Below are 17,172 nucleotides of genomic sequence, written 5' to 3' on the forward strand. Positions count from 1 at the left end.
ACTACGTTTAGACCTCTACTAAAGGACCCCGCTCCGGCTCTTTCTTAAGCCTCAGAGCTTAGCAAAACCAACAAGCCCAAGGAAGGCCACGATGGCAACTGCCAGCCAGGCCACGGGCTTATTGACGCGGTCAGTAACCGTGACGCGAGCGTCGCCCTCAACCTCGCGCTTCTGCTGGGCCTCGATATTTTGAACAATCGAATCCACTGTGCCGGAGCTCGACATCGTATAGAACTCGCCACCGGTGGACTCAACCTGGTTCTTCATATCTTCGCCCTCAGTGGTCAGCGTCGAACCTGGGTAGAGGCCGATGACCTCGACCTTCTGGCGCTTCGCGAAGTCAATCGCTTCCTTGAGGGAATACAAGCCTTCACCATTGACTTCATTATCCGAGGCCAAAATAACCGTCCGCGAGCGCTCTTGATCCGTGTGATCAAAGCCAAGCACGCAGGATGCTAGACCATCACCGATAAGGGACGCTGCCTGCTCATCAGGGTCATCAGTTCCCTCAAGATAGCGGGCAAGATCATTGGTGATGCGATATCCGTTCGAGGTCTTCGAAATGACGCCATTCCTCAGTAGTGAACTCAAGGTCTCGAGGTTCTCGTTCACCATCGTGTAATCATCAGTGAGCGGGAACTTCCGAACCGAACGAGCGCTCCACAGGTACAAAGACACTCGCTCGCCGTTGAAGTGCTCAACAAGGCTCTTGAAGGCATCACCGATTTCGCTGTCATATTCCAGCATCGAGCCTGATGCATCCAGGCATAGAACGATATCTCGCGAGGCCAGGCGACGGTCATCAACTCGACGGTCAACGGGGTTTGCAGCCACGACGGAAAGCGACACGGCAGCGGCACAAAAAACAGCGAGCAAGCCCGCAACCGCCATACGCGTACGGCGCATCAGCGCACGGTAACGCGGTAGGTCACGTACATAACCGGTATTGGCAACCCAGCCTCGACGTTCTCTTGCATGAAGGCGCAGACCGACACGCCACCAGCCAAACGCTGCAGCGACGGCAATAACACCCAGGACGACGGCGATGAGGTACCCATACCTCATTTCTTCACCACCTCCCGCGCGTAATCCATGACGAATGCGGGATCGAAATGAGTCTCTTCACCATTGGCCTCCGAGTCTGCTTTAAAGCTGTCCTCACAGGCGGAAAGAGCATCCGCAAGATCAGGCCACGTGGGAATGAGCTTTCGAATCTCAGACACGGTTGCAGTCTCAAGATCACGACCGGTGCGTTCAGTGCCCAGCGCACGCAAGATGCCCGCGACTGCCAAGTGCACCCCGCGCTCATCCAAGTCGCCCGTGTTCAAGCGGCCCTCGACCTCGTCAATGAAGCCCAGGTAGCGCTGACGACGCTTCTCATCCAAGGGAATAAGCGCGATCTGATTCTGTTCCTGCAAGCGGTTCGAGCGCAGCCAGCGAATCAGCCACACTCCTACCCACACCAGGACAAGAGCCAGAAGTAAGACTCCAATAATCCACATCCAGTTCGGGTAGTTGAGAACCTCGCGCAATTCACCGGACACGACTTTCCCTTTCCAACGCGGAGAGAAGAGTGCGAACGACCTGATCGCTGGACGAAACACTCACGCGGGTAATCCCAGGGATCTCAAGGAATTGACGCACCGCGGTGCGGCTCTGGTCGGCGCGCGCGGCGGCCTCGGCGGCAATCTGGCTATCCCCCAAAAGGAAATCCGGAAGCGGGCCGGCGTCAACATCCACGATTCGGGTGCCCGCGGGGAGCTGCGTCGGATCCGCGTCTGCGACCTGCATGATGAGCAAGCGGTGGTGGACGCTTAGGCGCTTGAGCAGTTCCCGTGCACGAGGCGTGGGCTGGGGGTGCGTTTCATCCGTGACCAAAACGATGAGCGAACGACGGTAGGTCGCTGCCTGTACTCGCGCAAGAAGGGTTTCAAGATCCGAAGAGGGCGAGCGCAGGTCGATGTCTTCCTCGAGGCGTCGCAAAATCAGTTCGATATGCGCATTTCCCGATCGGGCGGGCATATGCCGCATACGCCCTTGGCAGCCCGATACTAAACCGACTTGGTCACCTCGACTAGAGGCAAGCCATGCGACAACTTGGCAAATCGTCAGCGCGACCGCTTCTTTACTTTCGCCCGAAGGGGCAAGCGCACTCATCGAGCGTCCGGTATCAACAACCAGCATGACCTGAACGTTTGCACTGGCTTCAAATCGCTTAACGATGGGCTTTCCAGCACGAGCGGTTGCTGCCCAGTCGATATCTTTCACATCATCGCCGGGCTTATATTCGGCCATGTCCATAAATTCCCAGCCCTGTCCGGCACGCGCAGAATAGTGCTGACCCTCCATCAAAGAGAGCAGCTTACGCAAGATCGGAAGCTGAGTTCGACCGCCCAGCGCACGCAGCTGTGCGTTATTTGCGTGCGCTTTTTGGTGTTGGTCGACATCGCCGAGGGTCTGAGACGCGCTCTCAACGACCCCCTTCTTCAGGATTGGGCTCACGGTACCGCTACCGCGTTGAAGACGGCATCGATCAAGCCATCAACTGAGATCTCGTCGGCCATCGCGTCGAAGGTGCGAATGATGCGGTGGCGAAGAATCGCGTGACGAAGCTTCTTAATATCGTCGGGCATCACGTAGTTGCGACCGGCCATTAGTGCCACGGCCTGGCTCACGCGCATGAGGGCGATACCGCCACGAGGCGAAGCGCCCACGCGCACGTGCTGCGAGAAACCGGGAAGCGGGTTGGGCCCCATTCCTCGAGTGGTATTAATGATGTCGACGATGTAAGCCTTCAAAGTATCGTGGAGGAAGACACGCCTGGTCATCTGCTGAAGGAAAGTCAGATCCTCGAGGGAGATGGGCTCCGCATCAATGGGCTTCTCCATAGTCCCTGCTTCGATGCGGTTAAGGACCTCAAGCTCTTCCAGGGGCTTTGGGTAGGTGATGATTTCCTTCATCAAGAAGCGGTCCATCTGCGCTTCGGGAAGAACGTAGGTTCCTTCTTCTTCGATGGGGTTCTGAGTCGCCATCACCATGAAGGGCTTGGGCAGTGGATAGACAATTCCACCAATGGTGGTCTGCCCTTCCTGCATGGCCTCGAGCATGGCAGATTGGGTCTTTGCCGATGAACGGTTGATTTCATCCAGAAGCACGATATTGGCGTGGACGGGACCCAGCTCCGTTGTCATCTCATTTTCGGCCTGGTTCCAGATACGCGTACCGACAATATCGTTCGGCATCAGGTCTGGAGTGCACTGGATGCGGTGGAATGAACCCGAAATTGCCTGCGCAATAGTTTGAGCGGCCGTCGTCTTTGCCAAACCGGGGACAGACTCCATCAGGATGTGCCCTTGAGCCAACAGGCCAACAATCAGGGTTTCGCGAAGGTTTTCTTGGCCGACAACGCGCTCTGAGAAGATCTTCTGGATACGGTCCAGGAGCTCTTTGCTGCGTTTGAGCTCATCATCGGTGAGATAAGTGGACATTCAGGAAACTCCTGGCTCATTGAATAATTACGAATATCTTACTGTTTTTTAGAGGTGTATTCAGGCCCGTTAGTCAGCCGCCTTCCCCAATCACTGAGTGCTACTGGGAGTGGGCAGGGTAATTGGAGGCACAGAAAAACTGGGTATGGTCACCGAAATAGTCGGAATATGTGTCACTGTTGGGGTATTCGAACTCTTGATCGTCGTGTGCGCACATGCGCGAATAATTCCGAAAACCAGCATGAAAATGACCGCAAGAATCCATCCCGTACGCTTCTTTTTTCGCGCGACAGCCTGCGATTCATACCCGTAGGCCTCCGTGGAAAGAGTATTGTCGGCAGGAGTTCCACCGGGATTACGCCAGGCCTCCTCCATTTCCGGAGCATTTTTGCGCCACAGACTTACAGTGTCCAAGTGCGTGATGTAGTCGGGCAGAGGCTTGACAGTGCCCTGTTCAATCCCCCGGGGACCGTATTGGTTAAAGCTATCAACCAGTTCAATTTCCTGATCGAAAAGCGAATCAATAGTCAGAGTTGGAACGTTTTCTTGAAGATACCCAAGCAATGAGTCAAAGATGACCAGCGACTCCGGGCTGATAAAAGCTTTGGGATAGAGCGGCAAGAAGGTCCCATCCTGATCAATAAGGATGTAGGCCTTCCCCGTACGAAGAAGTACCGCAATGTTTGCAATGGCAATTTCAACACGACGGGTCACTAAGGTCGGATCACCCTCCCGTAATGGATCGAACCACTGCGCGACCAGCCTGTCACTGGAGACCATGAGGTGATGAGGCAGAATCATCGAGTATCCGCTGAGGTTTTCAGGAACGCTCGACAGAAGGTCTGTCCCCTCTGTTGAGGGATACGGAATCGATGGGGCCGGCTCGGGATACCCCTTATAGAGCGGGAAGTGGTCGTAGGTGGACTTCGGTGCGGTAAGAAGCGGATAACGCTGGAGCAGCTGAGGCGATGCCACATCGTATGCGATGTGGGCGCTCGCAATTGCTCGGTCGATGATGTCGCGGACCTCTGCTGGGGTCGGCACACTGGTGTCATTGATCCGGTGCAAGTGCTGCGAAACATCAAGATTCTCATCATCTGCAACGCGCTCGATAATTTTCGAAAGATCGACTGTTAGCTTGCGCCCCGGTTTAAAGAATTGATCAAGGAAACGACGCGCATCCCAGTACATGTCCATCTCTTTGAAACGGATCATTCCAATGAGTTCTGGAGCAATTGAGTAAGCAGCGCTTGATACTTTGATGTCCGAGTAACGCGAATTCATCGCTCTGAGAACATTTGTAGCGTCAATGGCTATTGCCCAACGTGCCGCAAGGCCTGCGCGCGTCATTGGGACGGCAAAAGAGAATAGATAATTTGTTCCCCCCTGCCACTGACTACCCGGCTGATACTGGTCACGCGGCGTAGCGGTATTTACTGCTAGAAGGTCATCCAGGTCCAAAGAATCTGGCGCACGATCAAAACCCAGTCCCAAGAAGTCAGGCTCTGTCGTCACAAAAACACAGGGGTAGCGCGCTTCAAAAGGCGAGATCCGGCGCGCAAGTTCGCAAGCCGCAGGAAAGTACTTCTCGGCCTCGAAAGTAACGGTATCTGGACGAAAAATAGCGAGCAGGGCCTCGGAAATACCTGCACGATTGGCAATTTCGGATGCCCACATATCAGAGGCACCTGCATGTCCCGCGGAGGGAAGTATTCCCTCCGGGTTTTCGAAGCAAACCGGCAAGCGCAACCACGCTTGGCGGACGATTTCGCGCGGCCCATGTACGCGGATATCAATTTCAGACAGGTAGCTTGCTAATTCAACCTGCGCGGAAGCAAACTGACCGGGCGCATATTCAACTGGACGTTTGAGCTCGGTGCCAATGGACTCCATAAGCACATGAAGGGCACCGATTTCTTCAGGAGCGACATTGAATGTTCCGTAGGCCAGTGTCAAACACATCCACAGATCATCCGGATTGCCCGATGATGGCTCGAGTACTGCCCACTCGTATCCGTTAACAGTCGTCCATCGTTTAACAGCCAATTCGCCTCCCCATGTGGGTGCCAAAAATGCGCACGTATCTTCTACTCTAAAACATCACGGAAAGACAAACATAGGCGGGCGGCCCCACTGTGGGGAACCGCCCGCCTATTAAGTGTGCTAGCTAGAAGCTATCAGGCCTGCTTTGCAGCAGCGATGCGTGCACGGAACTTCGCGAGCTGCTCGGTGATAGCTGCGGGGAGCTTGTCACCGAACTGCGAGAAGTATTCCTCGGTGTCGTCCATTTCGGCTGCCCATGCGTCGGGGCAAATCTCGAAGAGCTTTGCCCACTTGGCTTCGTCGATGTCCAGACCTTCAAGGTTGAAGTCCTCGAAGTGCGGGTAGCGACCGGTGACGCCGTCGATTGCCTCGACCTCGCCAGCTGCGCGGCGAACGATCCAGTCCAGAACGCGGGAGTTGTCGCCGTATCCGGGCCACATGAAGTTGCCGTCTTCGTCCTTGCGGAACCAGTTGACCTGGTAGACCTTGGGGAAGTTCTCGCCCAGCTTGTCCTGCATCTCGAGCCAGTGGCCCCAGTAGTCGGCCATGTTGTAGCCGCAGAAGGGCAGCATGGCGAAGGGGTCGTGGCGCAGCGAACCGGCCTTAACGTCGGTTGCAGCAGCGGTGACCTCAGAGGCCACGGAAGCGCCGATGAACACGCCGTGTGCAGGCTCGTACTGCTCAGCAACCAGCGGGACGTTGGTCGCGCGGCGGCCACCGAAGAGGATTGCGTCAACCGGAACACCCTCGGGTGCTTCCCAGTCGGGGCAGATGATCGGGCACTGCGAGGCGGGAACGGTGAAGCGGCTGTTCGGGTGAGCAGCCTTCTCGCCGGACTCGGGGGTCCAGTCGTTACCGTGCCAGTCGATCAGGTGGGCCGGAACCTCACCGTCGATGCCTTCCCACCACACGTCACCATCGTCGGTCAGTGCAACGTTGGTGAAGATGGAGTTGGCCTTTGCGGTCTCCATTGCCATGGGGTTGGTCTTGTAGGAGGTTCCCGGTGCAACACCGAAGAAGCCTGCCTCGGGGTTGATGGCGCGCAGGCGGCCATCGGTTCCCGGACGCATCCATGCAATGTCGTCACCCACGGTCTCGACCTTGTAGCCGGGGATGGTGGGCTGGAGCATGGCAAGGTTGGTCTTGCCACATGCGCTGGGGAATGCTGCGGTCACGTGGTACTGCTTGCCGGTGGACTCGCGGGTCAGGCGCAGGACGAGCATGTGCTCTGCCATCCAGCCATCGCGCTTTGCCATGGTCGAAGCGATACGCAGTGCGAAGCACTTCTTGCCCAGCAGCGCGTTGCCGCCGTAACCGGAACCGAAAGACCAGATTTCGTTGGTCTCGGGGAAGTGGGTGATGTACTTCTCGTCGTTGCAGGGCCAGGTGGAATCTTCCTGACCGGGCTCCAGAGGAGCACCGACGGAGTGAACGGCGGGAACCCACACGCGGCCCTCGTTGATGAGGTCCATTGCCTTTGCACCCATGCGGGTCATGATGCGCATGGAGACAACAACGTAAGGAGAGTCGGTGATCTCAACACCGAGCTGGGAGATGGGGCCACCCAGAGGACCCATGGAGAAGGGAACCACGTACATGGTGCGGCCCTTCATGGCACCCGTGAACTTCTCGTGCAGGGTTGCCTTCATTTCCTTGGGGTCTGCCCAGTGGTTGGTCGGACCTGCGTCCTCTTCCTTCTCACAGCAGATGAAGGTACGCGATTCAACACGCGCAACATCGGAGGGCTTCGAGCGAGCGAGGAAGCAGTTCGGGCGCTTCTCTTCGTTCAGCTTGGTGAGCATGCCACTCTCGACCATTTCAGAGGTCAGGCGATCCCACTCTTCCTGGGAGCCATCAGCGAACTCCACGCGATCAGGGGTGGTCAGTGCTGCAATCTCAGCAACCCACTTGATGACATCTTCGGGAGCGTTCGCCGGAGCGGCTGCGCGCACATCCTGTTCAGTCACGGACATTTTGCCTCCTGAGGCACTCGGTGATTCTGGGACGTGGTCACGCCCCGATCTACGTTCTTAATCATCCTCTACCCCACCGGTATTTGCGCGGGCGCAAAGTCCCTCTTTCCATTTGAATCAGACAATTCCGTCAACTGTGACCACGTTTCCTTGCAGTTTCCCGCAATATCTCAGCCATTCATGCGAGTGTGGCAATAGACACATTCTTCAACAGGAGATTCACCCTAAAGTGAACTTGAATATCCAGTGTGTAATGGATGACGATTGCCTTGAGGCAGTCTCAACACAATCGGAGGGACATTATGGGGATCCGGAGCAGAACGCAGGGCCCAAACTTCTTCGAATTCTTCACCCAGCAAGCGAGCAAGCTTGTCGAGGGAGTCGAAATTCTTTCGCATATCTACGCCGCTTCCCCCGAAGAGCGAATCGCACTTCGTGACCAGCTTCATGGCGTCGAACACCAGGGCGACGAACTCAACCACGAAATCTTCCAACGGATTAACTCATCCTTCATCACTCCTTTCGACCGCGAAGACCTTCAGTCCCTTGCATCCCACTTGGATGACTGCATGGACTTCATTGACGAGGCCGGCGACATGCTGGTCGTCTACGGCATCGCAGGTATCCCCGAACAGATTGCACACCTGCTTGACGAGCAGATCGCAGTCATCGTTCATTGCGCAGAGCTGACGGCTAAGAACATCCCGGCGCTCAAGTCCCCCGTGGACCTGCGCGATTACTGGATCGAGATCAACCGCCTCGAAAATGAGGGTGACTTGGCGTACCGCCGCACTCTCACGGCACTTTTCGACTCCGGTCTTGACCCCATCACGGTCATCAAGCTCAAGGACGTCATTCAGAGCCTTGAGTCATGCGCGGACGCTTTCGAAGATCTAGCCAATGTCATCGAAGCCCTTGCACTAAAGGAATCCTGAGCCGTGGATCTTAACCTGATCCTGGTGTGCGTCGTCATTGCCGTTGCGCTCTTCTTCAGCTACACCAACGGCTTCCATGACGCTGCGAACGCGATTGCAACCTCTGTTTCCACCAAGGCATGGACTCCCCGCGCGGCACTCGTGATGGCCGCAGGAATGAATGTCCTGGGCGCCATGATGGGAACTGCGGTTGCAAAGACCATCGGCGAGGGGATTATTTCGATCTCCCCATATGCTGAATCTGCCCAGGTAGAAATGCAGCAAAAGGGTCTGGTCATCATCCTTGCAGCGCTCCTCGGTGCCTGCATATGGAACCTCATCACGTGGTGGTTTGGGCTTCCTTCATCTTCTTCGCACGCATTGATTGGCGGTATGGTCGGTGCAGGCTTGATGAGCGGCACCGCCGTCTATTGGTGGGGAATCGTCAAGTCGGTCATCATCCCGATGTTCGCCTCCCCCATCATCGGCTTCTTTGTCGGCTACATCGTCATGCGCATCGTGCTTTTCCTGCTTCGCAACGCGCAATACCACCACACCATGCGTCGTTTCCGCGCTGCGCAGCGCTTTTCTTCAGCCGCGATGGCCCTTGGCCACGGCATCCAAGATGCACAGAAGACCATGGGCATCATTGTCATGGCCCTTCTGGCAGGTGGCTACGGCGAGACCCACCATATCTACGATCCCATTACCGGCGATATGACCGTCCCGATGTGGGTCAAGATCTCAGGAGCTCTTGCAATCTCCCTGGGCACCATGGCTGGTGGTGGCCGAATCATGCGAACCATCGGCCGTAAGATCATCGACCTTGATCCCGCCCGCGGTTTCGTTTCCGAGGCCGTGTCATCCTCGATCCTCTACCTGTGCTCCTACGTCGTCCACGCTCCGATCTCGACAACACAGGTTGTTTCGACGTCGATCATGGGCGTTGGGTGCACGAAACGTTTCTCAGCAGTGCGTTGGGGCGTTGCGGGATCGATCGTGACCGCCTGGTTCTTGACCCTACCGGCAGCTGCCGCAGTTTCTGCGGTTGTCTATTGGGTTTGCGCACTGATCGTTGGAGTCTGAGGCCCCAATTCAGTGAAAGCATCATTCATTCGCACCTGCTGCGGTGTGCTTGCCCTTTTCTTTGGTGCAAGCACACTCAGCGGGTGCGGTTTTTCTTCTGTCATGCGGCTTTCTGTCGGAGCCTGCGTTCAGATTCCAACCTCAACCAGCGCGTACTCTTTGGAAACTGTTTCCTGCTCGAGCCCTCACCAGGCTGAGGTTTTTGCCCTCCCCACTGTGGGGGGATCAGAGTTCCCCGAGGCCGCGCAACTTGAGTCGGAAGCGCGGCGCGCGTGCGAAAAAGACTTCACGCCCTACGTAGGAAGCAGTGCCGAAGACTCGGCCCTTGACCTCATTTGGATGACGCCCAGCCGAGAGTCATGGGAGCGGGGCGACCGGCAGATTGTGTGTCTTGCCGCTGCGAACGGCGATCAAACCCTTCGCGGTTCTGTTCGCGATTCGGCGTACTAGCAGCAGCTAGCAGCTATTCTGCAACCCTGGGTGCGTGACGTTCAATGTCAACCACACGCACCCAGTCCCCTTCGGGAAGAGTATGCAGAATAACCATCTCAGATGCAGAAAGCTCCCTGGCGTCAAGCGGGAAATTCATCCGCACTCCGGAGGGCGTGAATTGACGGAAGACATCAAAAAGCCCCGGAAGCATCGTGCGTGGCGCGCAGAGAACTCGCGGTTCACGATCTGCCAAAAGCGCACGCACAAAGGCCTCGTCAGAGGAAGAATTCGCACCATCGCGTGAGGGAAGAGTATCGATTGATACTCCCGCGAGCGCAGCCCAAGGCCCCAGCGTCTGCCGAGTCCGCGCGGAAGAAGTCGCCATCGCTCGACGAACCCCGTATGCAGACAGCAGGTCTACCAGTTCAAGTGCCTCGCGGACCCCGGTACGCGACAGAGGACGCGCGTCGTCATCGCCCTCCCAATGCTGGGCTGGAAGTGCACGCGCATGGGGCAACATAGCCAAAGGAGTCGTCACAAGCTCGCCACTTCGGCCTCGCATGAGAAGTTCATTGAGGAGACGACGATCCCCGCGACGAGTAAGAAGATCGTGGGCACGCGAAGGAGACATCCACCGCGCCTGGTCAATTTCTCGCGTAGGAGCGCGGTGGACCGGCTTGCGTAGATGGATGAGGCCACGATCAGAATGGGGATCTTCTCCCATGAGGGTTCCCACCCAGTAGCGGACCTCCTTGGTCTGCCCTGAGCCAAGGCGGTAGCGCTGAGTGGTTAGAGGGGCGCCGAGGCTGATGACGTGACCGGTTTCTTCCTCGACCTCACGCACAGCTGCAACGGGAATGGTCTCTCGTCCCTCAATCTTGCCTTTCGGCCACGACCAATCGTGATACTGGGGGCGATGGACTAGCAGAACTTCGATCTCAGCCTCATCAAGCACATCTCCCGGAAGGACCTGACGACCCGGGTGGCGTAAGCGCCATACAAGGGCGCCGCCTGCGCGAATAAGGCGCATCGGGGGCATGGGCTGAGGGCTGGGTGTCACGTTATTAACCCTAACCTAGAGTGGGCGTGGGTGCGGGCTTGAAACCCGGACCCACGCTCTTCTCAGATTGCTGTTTTAGTAGGCGACGGTGAAACGCTGTCCCGTGTGAGTGGGCGTTTCAATCTCGTCGACAAAAGCCTGGGCAAAGTCTGCTCCAGAAATATCGGAAACCCCATTCTCGTCAGTGAGCAGGACATCACCACCAAGACGGAAATGCCCGGTATGGGTTCCGGGATTGTCTGACCCGAAATTACCAGCGGGAGAAACAAAGAACCACTGAAGATCATCACTGCGCGAGCGCAAATCTTCGAGGACTGCGGCAAGTTGGCCGGCCTCGGAACGGAATTCCTCAGGGAAGTCCGGGAGCGAAGCAAGGGTACGTCCCCCCCCCCTCTTCAACACGCAACGATCCGGCGCCACCGACGATCCCCAAGCGAACTCCAGCCTTCTGAGCAAGGTCCGCAACTTGCGAGTAGAGGAAGCGAAGAGAGCCGTCCAAGTCACCTCGAGGCGAAAGTGCACCAATGACGACATCCGCACCATCGACAACACTGCGGAGGACATCCTCATCAAGAAGGTCACCGTGGTTGTAGGTCACGCCTTCGATTGGCTCCGAGGGACGCGAACGCGACCAGGAAACGACGTGGAAGCCACGAGAAATAGAAGTCAGTCCAACTCCCCGATGCGCGCTCGGGAGGCAGCACGTTCGAGCTCTTGAGCAGTCATAACCAGCGCCCGCGCGCGCATCGTCACTCCGTATGCCAAGGCATCGTGCGGATCATCGATCCATTGTCTTCCCACTCTGGGATCTCCCGCAGCAACAATGCGCATCGCATGTGCAAGCTCAGTGAAGATGTCTTCCAGATCATCATCACGTTTTTCTCCGGACAGAAGTGCATCCGCGTCATGGATAACATCTTCCAAAGGACGCGCATGAATGGGCTCTTCGAGTCCTGGGACCTGCTCCGCATGCAATCCCAAGATGTACAGATCAGCAACCGTGAGCGGGTCACGGTGGAACCACTCTCTGAACAAGTACACGCGCCACAGCGCACCTGGAAGAGTGAAATCGGGGCTTAGCGACCACAGCTCGGCAACTAAAGGAACTCCACCGGTGGAAAGCAGCTCGCGAAGGCGACGCAAGGCCTCGGCATCAAAATCTTCATCTCCCACACCCAACAGTGCCCAAGCAGTTGAGTGGGCAAGAACAGAAGAATCCGCAACATCTGGCGCACCAACAATTGCCTCTGTTTGCGCGTAGTCCAAAATCGCCGGACGTCTTGGGATGCGTTGCGGTTCGCCCATTTGCTCTCCTACCAGTAAGATGGTGGGGTTGGTCCACCCGATGGGCCACACAGCGGGGTTACCCGCGGGCCTATAGCTCAATGGTAGAGCAGCGGACTTTTAATCCGTGGGTTGGGGGTTCGAGTCCCCCTGGGCCTACTTCTTTTGTGCTTTTCTAGTTTTCTGTTTCTTCTGTGCCCTGAACACTTTTGACATCGGGATGCGCACGCCCCGCCATCGAGGCAATCCCCACGGCAATTGAAATGCACACCAAACCGACCAATTGCCACAGGCTAGGAATCTGACGCAAAAGCACTGCACCGATCAGAGCCGAGGTCGCGGGAAGAAGTGCCGTAAACAAGGCAAAAGTCGCCGCAGAAACCCGCTTCATCGCCATGGCTTCAAGGCTGTATGGGAAAACTGTCGACAAGAATGCCAAGGCAATGACCGCGACTAAAACCTTTCGATCACTGAATGCGGCCATCGCACCTGGGGCCAGAATTGGCGCAGAGATCAAGGCGCTGAACGCACAACCCAGCGAAAGGTTGGTCATCGCGGAGCTCGAAGACGCAGCTTTTTGTCCAAGGAGGATATATCCCGCCCATGAGGCCGCGGCCCCCATGTCCCAGGCCAATCCCGGAAGTGTTTGCGGATCGCTCAAATCCAGGCCTAGACCACCAATGGCGCAGACCCCACAAAGTGCAAAAAATGCGGCAACTCGCGGCGCCCAGCCACGGCCTCGGAACACCGCAACCGCCACGGGGCCAAGAAATTCCAGGGATACTGTCGCTCCCAAAGGAATGCGGGAAATGGCCTCGTAAAAGCACGAATTCATGCAGACCAAGGCAATGCCGAAGAAGAGAGCGCCCTTCAGGGTCGCGCGATCAAGGCCTCGCCACGGGCGCACCCACGCGCACAGGACCAAACCGCCAACAAATCCCCTCCACCAGGCGACCGAGGCCGGTTCAACGACAGAGAAGGCGAAAACTGCGACGGCAGCCCCGCTGTATTGAATGAGAGCCGAGGTAACGATCAATACCTGTGCGGGAATGCGGTTTGCTATTCCCGCTAATGATCGGCTGCTCACGATCCTCCTCCAATTAGTTCACGTACTTCTTCGGCAAGGATCTCACCTTCCTTCGAGGAATCCTTTGAAGCAATTCCAACAGCGACCGAAATGAGAACAAGCCCCAGAATCTGCCACAGTGTGGGAATCTGCCAGAGGATGATCACACCCATTAGCAGCGACGAGGCCGGAGAAAGCGCAGTAAAAAGCGAAAAGTCTGCCGCCGAAATCCTATGCATGGCAAGGGCTTCAAAGGAGCAAGGAATGATGGTGGATAGGACCGCAACAAGCACGACAATCCCAAGCAACCATGGTTGAGTGAGCGCAGGTAAGGCTGGCTGAGCCATGAAAGGTGAAAGTATCAGCCCACTGAGCGCACAACCGACCGCAACATTGGTAATTCCCGAGCGTTTCGATGCCACACGCTGCCCCAAAAGGATGTAGACCGCCCACGCGACAGCACTCAAGCCCGCCCATTTCAGCCCGGGAATAAAACCTGGATCATTGGTGTCGAGGCCAAGCCCGCCAATAGCAACGACCCCCACCAAGGCAAGGAAAGCAGCAAGGCGCGGAAGCCAGCCTCGGCCACGAATCACTGCGACGGCAACAGGTCCGATGAACTCCATTGAGACGGCTGGACCTAGGGGCAAATATGCGATCGATTCAAAGAACGTGATGTTCATGGTGATCAACGCCAAGCCGAAGCAAGCGGACTCAACAAGATCCTTCGCGCTCAGGCCAACACGCCAGGGGCGTCGCCAGGCACACAAGATCATCCCTGCGATGAAAACACGCATCCATGCCACAGCACCGGGCTGGACAGACCCAAAAATCAGGACTGCAACAGCCGCACCGCTATACGCACTAAGCGCAGCACCAACAATCAGAAGAGGCGCGGGAACACGTGAAAGAAGCGCACGAAGATGGGAGAGCACTCCCCCACTATGCCACAGGGTCAGGGACAAATTGTAGGCAGACGGAATTCATGCAAAAACGATTTCCCGTTGGCTGATTCGGTGCGTCATCAAAAATGTGCCCTAGATGAGAATCACAGCTTGCACAGCGCACCTCGATGCGGCGCATACCGTGGGAAATATCCTCGAAATAGTTCACTGCACCGGGCAGCGCTTCATAGAAACTCGGCCACCCGCAATGCGATTCAAACTTCGTTGACGAGGGGAAAAGCTGAGCGCCACACGCCGCGCACAGATAGGTACCCGAGCGGTGTTCATCCAGCAGCTCACCTGTCCAAGGCGCCTCAGTCCCAGCTTGACGAAGAACCAAGTACTGCTGGGGAGTGAGGCGATCACGCCACTCATCGTCACTGTAATTCACGCTGGGGGCCGCCTGCTGCGCCTGCGCAAGGTGTTCGAGCTGCGTTGCACGATCACGGGTTCGAATGATCTTCATGTTATTTTCCTCGATTCAGTCTTGTTGAACATCGCTGCGCTGCGGACGCACTGCATCCTCGGGCACTCGAGGTCCACTGTTCAAACGAGTTGTTTCTTCTTCATGGCGTTTCGCCGTTGCTTCGCGTTCTGCTAGGACTTCGTCACCGGGACCGGCGTAAATCTGATTACGTTCGTCGGCGTCGGGTGACCCAGAGAAGAGGCGCTCCCCACGAACGACAGTCGCATCCAGATGGGCTTGAGCGGCCTGTACTTGCGGGGCTGAGGCCTGCGCATTGTCACTGTCCACCTGAGCCTGAGGCAAAAGCGCGGTTGGTCCCCCACCGAGGTGGTTCTTGCCTAGACGCGCATTGGCCTGGGCAACCTTTTCCGCTAGTTGCTCGGCGACCAAAGAATGCAGCATTGTCTGCGAAAAAACCTGGGTCTGCGCGTCACTGGCCGAGGCCACAGCAGTGACCTTCCCCGTATCAGCGAGCTCGCGCTGACGCTGAGCCATTGCCCTCCTTCGTGCACGCTTCGCTTTTTGCCGGGCTGCCAGCAGGCGGACAGAATGGACTGCATCATCCAGGGGACCCGAATCGGCATCTTCTGCCTTGCCCTGGGAAGAAACCGACGAGGCCTGAGCGGGCTTTCCTGGCGCTGATACCGGGTGCGAGTTGGGGGCACCCGTCGTATCGGCGGCAATACCTGACAGTTCCTTCGCAAGACGGGCGACGGCCTCGCGAGAGGTATCCTGCGTAACCGTCTCAACCTCCAAGGGCTGGACACGCGTATGCGGACGGATCGCAGGATCCTCATCAACAACCCACCGAATCATGTTTTCACGTAGATAGCAGCGCAGATCCCACAGCGCTCCGGAGTCCTTCGCAGAGACAACAATGCGAACAGTCATTGTCGTTTCATCCGAGTCAGCAACCTGAACGGCCCACGAACGGCCATCCCACAAGTCAGTTGCAAGAAGGAGCTGTTGAACGTGACTACGGATCAGAGTTAAAGGCGCAGTCCAGTCGAGCTTGAGCTCGACATTACCCAGCTTGGTCGTAGCGCGACGCGTCCAGTTTTCGAAGGTGTTGGACGTGAAGTAGGTCGAAGGAACGATGAGCCGGCGTTCGTCTGGAAGTCGAACAACAACGTAAGAAAGAGTGATTTCTTCAACCTTGCCCGAAACATTGTCCTTACCGACGACAACCACATCGCCGACGCGAATCGCATCCGTGAAGGCCAATTGGATACCGGCAAAAACATTTCCCAAGGTCTGCTGGGCTGCAAGACCGGCGATCACCGAAACGACACCTGCAGAGGCCAGAACGGTTGTCATTGCCTGACGCGCGGCATCAAAAGTGAAGAGGGCTGCGCAAACACCAAGAAGGATGACCAGAGCCTGTAGCAGACGACGGATGACCTGCGCTTGAGTTTCAAACTTACGGGAAACGCCTCCGTCTTTTTCCTGGCGGATTCGTGCCGCATCTTCGAAGATCCACGCACTGTTGTAAACCATCCAAGTCATCGTCAAAATGCCAATAATGAGCAGAACATGGGAGATGAAGCCCACCATTCCGCCATTGGACCAATCTGACAGAGTGGTATTGACCAGCATGAATTGCAGGCCAGCCCACGCGCCCCAAGCCATCGCAGTGATGTAGTACGAGGTCCGGACACGTTTGGTAATCGCCGCAAAATAGCGCGAGCGACGGGCAATTGGACGCGTCAAAAGGACGATCACCAGCGCCACAACGAAGGCGATAACCAAACCAACTGCGGCGCCGAAGATCAGTGATGCCAAGTCCAGTGCATTTTGAACAGCATCTTGTGCAACCCCCGTTGGCGAAGGCGAGGGTGTCGGATCGTCAGCACTGAAAATCATAAAACCGTCCTTGAATCACTCATTCGGTACTCCCTCAAGCCTAGGCGCGATCATTGAGAATCGCCTGAGGCTTGAATCGATAGACACCATTGCAAATCCCAGAATATCAAGGAAAAGTAGCTATGTGACGGTCATCACTGCCATTCTTTTTGCTTTAAGGCCCTGCTTCTGCCTAATATTCTCTTCGTCCTCGGACGCCAGACCGGTGGCCGACAGTGGCCCCCATCGTCTAGAGGCCTAGGACACCGCCCTTTCACGGCGGCGACACGGGTTCGAATCCCGTTGGGGGTACTTCTTCGAAGTCGCTCGTGTCGACAGTGAAGAAAAATTCAATAGGCTTCACCTATTGTGAGGCCCCGTAGCGCAGTTGGTTAGCGCGCCGCCCTGTCACGGCGGAGGTCGCGGGTTCAAGTCCCGTCGGGGTCGCAAGACCAGGCCAGTAGGTTTCGGTCCTGGCTCTGTAGCTCAGTTGGTAGAGCGTTCGACTGAAAATCGAAAGGTCACCGGATCGACGCCGGTCGGAGCCACCAGATAAAACCCTCGCATCGCGAGG

The 17,172-nt window shown here is 56.7% G+C and carries 17 protein-coding genes and 4 tRNA genes; 7 read left to right on the forward strand and 14 right to left on the reverse strand.

Features of this window, described 5'->3' with window-relative positions:
• Positions 1-51: 51 nt before the first annotated feature.
• From ADG72_RS03580 to ADG72_RS03605, 6 genes are all read right to left on the reverse strand, one after another.
• Complete coding sequence (locus tag ADG72_RS03580) at positions 52-1,065, reverse strand: vWA domain-containing protein (protein WP_048712316.1); 1,014 nt, start codon at positions 1,063-1,065, stop codon at positions 52-54.
• Positions 1,062-1,544: a hypothetical protein gene (locus tag ADG72_RS03585; RefSeq protein WP_048712317.1), complete on the reverse strand. Its 483-nt coding sequence runs from the start codon at positions 1,542-1,544 to the stop codon at positions 1,062-1,064. The genes ADG72_RS03580 and ADG72_RS03585 overlap by 4 nt, the downstream gene beginning before the upstream one ends.
• Positions 1,534-2,502, reverse strand: coding sequence for a DUF58 domain-containing protein (locus tag ADG72_RS03590; protein ID WP_048712319.1), 969 nt, complete (start codon positions 2,500-2,502; stop codon positions 1,534-1,536). Before ADG72_RS03590 ends, ADG72_RS03585 begins: the two co-directional genes overlap by 11 nt.
• Positions 2,499-3,488, reverse strand: a complete 990-nt coding sequence (locus ADG72_RS03595; protein WP_009408695.1) for an AAA family ATPase — start codon at positions 3,486-3,488, stop codon at positions 2,499-2,501. The genes ADG72_RS03590 and ADG72_RS03595 overlap by 4 nt, the downstream gene beginning before the upstream one ends.
• A gap of 90 nt (positions 3,489-3,578) precedes the next feature.
• Positions 3,579-5,534, reverse strand: coding sequence for a hypothetical protein (locus ADG72_RS03600; protein WP_239667644.1), 1,956 nt, complete (start codon positions 5,532-5,534; stop codon positions 3,579-3,581).
• A 131-nt stretch (positions 5,535-5,665) separates the two neighbouring features.
• Positions 5,666-7,504 carry a phosphoenolpyruvate carboxykinase (GTP) gene (locus ADG72_RS03605; protein ID WP_048712323.1) on the reverse strand — a complete coding sequence of 613 codons (1,839 nt, stop codon included), beginning with the start codon at positions 7,502-7,504 and terminating at the stop codon, positions 5,666-5,668.
• A gap of 302 nt (positions 7,505-7,806) precedes the next feature.
• On the opposite strand from ADG72_RS03605, the gene ADG72_RS03610 reads away from it, so the two are divergent.
• Genes ADG72_RS03610 through ADG72_RS03620 form a run of 3 tightly spaced genes read left to right on the forward strand, consistent with a single transcriptional unit; the run spans position 7,807 to position 9,954 of the window.
• Positions 7,807-8,439 (forward strand): DUF47 domain-containing protein, encoded by a 633-nt coding sequence (locus ADG72_RS03610; RefSeq protein WP_192831726.1) that lies wholly within the window; start codon positions 7,807-7,809, stop codon positions 8,437-8,439.
• Positions 8,440-8,442: 3 nt separating this feature from the next.
• Entirely contained in the window at positions 8,443-9,504 is a 1,062-nt protein-coding gene (locus tag ADG72_RS03615) for an inorganic phosphate transporter (protein ID WP_048712327.1), read from the forward strand.
• A 12-nt stretch (positions 9,505-9,516) separates the two neighbouring features.
• Entirely contained in the window at positions 9,517-9,954 is a 438-nt protein-coding gene (locus ADG72_RS03620; RefSeq protein WP_048712328.1) for a septum formation family protein, read from the forward strand.
• A 13-nt stretch (positions 9,955-9,967) separates the two neighbouring features.
• Here the strand turns inward: ADG72_RS03620 and ADG72_RS03625 are convergent, their stop codons facing one another.
• The 4 genes from ADG72_RS03625 to ADG72_RS03635 all read right to left on the reverse strand — a co-directional run bounded on the left by ADG72_RS03625 (position 9,968) and on the right by ADG72_RS03635 (position 12,301).
• On the reverse strand, positions 9,968-10,996 hold the full coding sequence (locus tag ADG72_RS03625) for an NUDIX hydrolase (protein ID WP_239667645.1): 1,029 nt from the start codon (positions 10,994-10,996) through the stop codon (positions 9,968-9,970).
• 75 nt (positions 10,997-11,071) lie between these two features.
• Positions 11,072-11,398 (reverse strand): NAD(P)-dependent oxidoreductase, encoded by a 327-nt coding sequence (locus ADG72_RS08735; protein WP_204372711.1) that lies wholly within the window; start codon positions 11,396-11,398, stop codon positions 11,072-11,074.
• Positions 11,346-11,756, reverse strand: coding sequence for an NAD(P)H-binding protein (locus ADG72_RS08890; RefSeq protein ID WP_204372715.1), 411 nt, complete (start codon positions 11,754-11,756; stop codon positions 11,346-11,348). The genes ADG72_RS08735 and ADG72_RS08890 overlap by 53 nt, the downstream gene beginning before the upstream one ends.
• Positions 11,663-12,301: a hypothetical protein gene (locus tag ADG72_RS03635; RefSeq protein WP_048712330.1), complete on the reverse strand. Its 639-nt coding sequence runs from the start codon at positions 12,299-12,301 to the stop codon at positions 11,663-11,665. Before ADG72_RS03635 ends, ADG72_RS08890 begins: the two co-directional genes overlap by 94 nt.
• 66 nt (positions 12,302-12,367) lie before the next feature.
• On the opposite strand from ADG72_RS03635, the gene ADG72_RS03640 reads away from it, so the two are divergent.
• Positions 12,368-12,439: transfer RNA gene (locus ADG72_RS03640), tRNA-Lys, on the forward strand.
• A 16-nt stretch (positions 12,440-12,455) separates the two neighbouring features.
• On the opposite strand, the gene ADG72_RS03645 is transcribed toward ADG72_RS03640, so the two are convergent.
• Genes ADG72_RS03645 through ADG72_RS03660 form a run of 4 tightly spaced genes read right to left on the reverse strand, consistent with a single transcriptional unit; the run spans position 12,456 to position 16,619 of the window.
• Positions 12,456-13,367 (reverse strand): EamA family transporter, encoded by a 912-nt coding sequence (locus ADG72_RS03645; RefSeq protein ID WP_048712332.1) that lies wholly within the window; start codon positions 13,365-13,367, stop codon positions 12,456-12,458.
• A complete protein-coding gene (locus ADG72_RS03650; protein WP_048712334.1) occupies positions 13,364-14,281 on the reverse strand; it encodes an EamA family transporter in 918 nt (305 codons plus the stop codon). Before ADG72_RS03650 ends, ADG72_RS03645 begins: the two co-directional genes overlap by 4 nt.
• Before the next feature lie 7 nt (positions 14,282-14,288).
• On the reverse strand, positions 14,289-14,756 hold the full coding sequence (msrB, locus tag ADG72_RS03655) for a peptide-methionine (R)-S-oxide reductase MsrB (RefSeq protein WP_048712335.1): 468 nt from the start codon (positions 14,754-14,756) through the stop codon (positions 14,289-14,291).
• 15 nt (positions 14,757-14,771) lie between these two features.
• A complete protein-coding gene (locus ADG72_RS03660) occupies positions 14,772-16,619 on the reverse strand; it encodes a mechanosensitive ion channel family protein (protein ID WP_048712337.1) in 1,848 nt (615 codons plus the stop codon).
• Positions 16,620-16,837: 218 nt separating this feature from the next.
• Between ADG72_RS03660 and ADG72_RS03665 the strand changes: the two genes are divergently transcribed.
• The 3 genes from ADG72_RS03665 (at position 16,838) to ADG72_RS03675 (ending at position 17,149) form a co-directional block, all read left to right on the forward strand.
• Positions 16,838-16,910: transfer RNA gene (locus tag ADG72_RS03665), tRNA-Glu, on the forward strand.
• A 61-nt stretch (positions 16,911-16,971) separates the two neighbouring features.
• Positions 16,972-17,045 (forward strand) — tRNA-Asp (locus ADG72_RS03670).
• A 28-nt stretch (positions 17,046-17,073) separates the two neighbouring features.
• A tRNA-Phe gene (locus ADG72_RS03675) sits at positions 17,074-17,149 on the forward strand.
• Positions 17,150-17,172: the final 23 nt, after the last annotated feature.

The sequence above is a fragment of the Trueperella pyogenes genome (genome assembly GCF_001070855.1).
Classification (GTDB): domain Bacteria; phylum Actinomycetota; class Actinomycetes; order Actinomycetales; family Actinomycetaceae; genus Pauljensenia; species Pauljensenia pyogenes_A.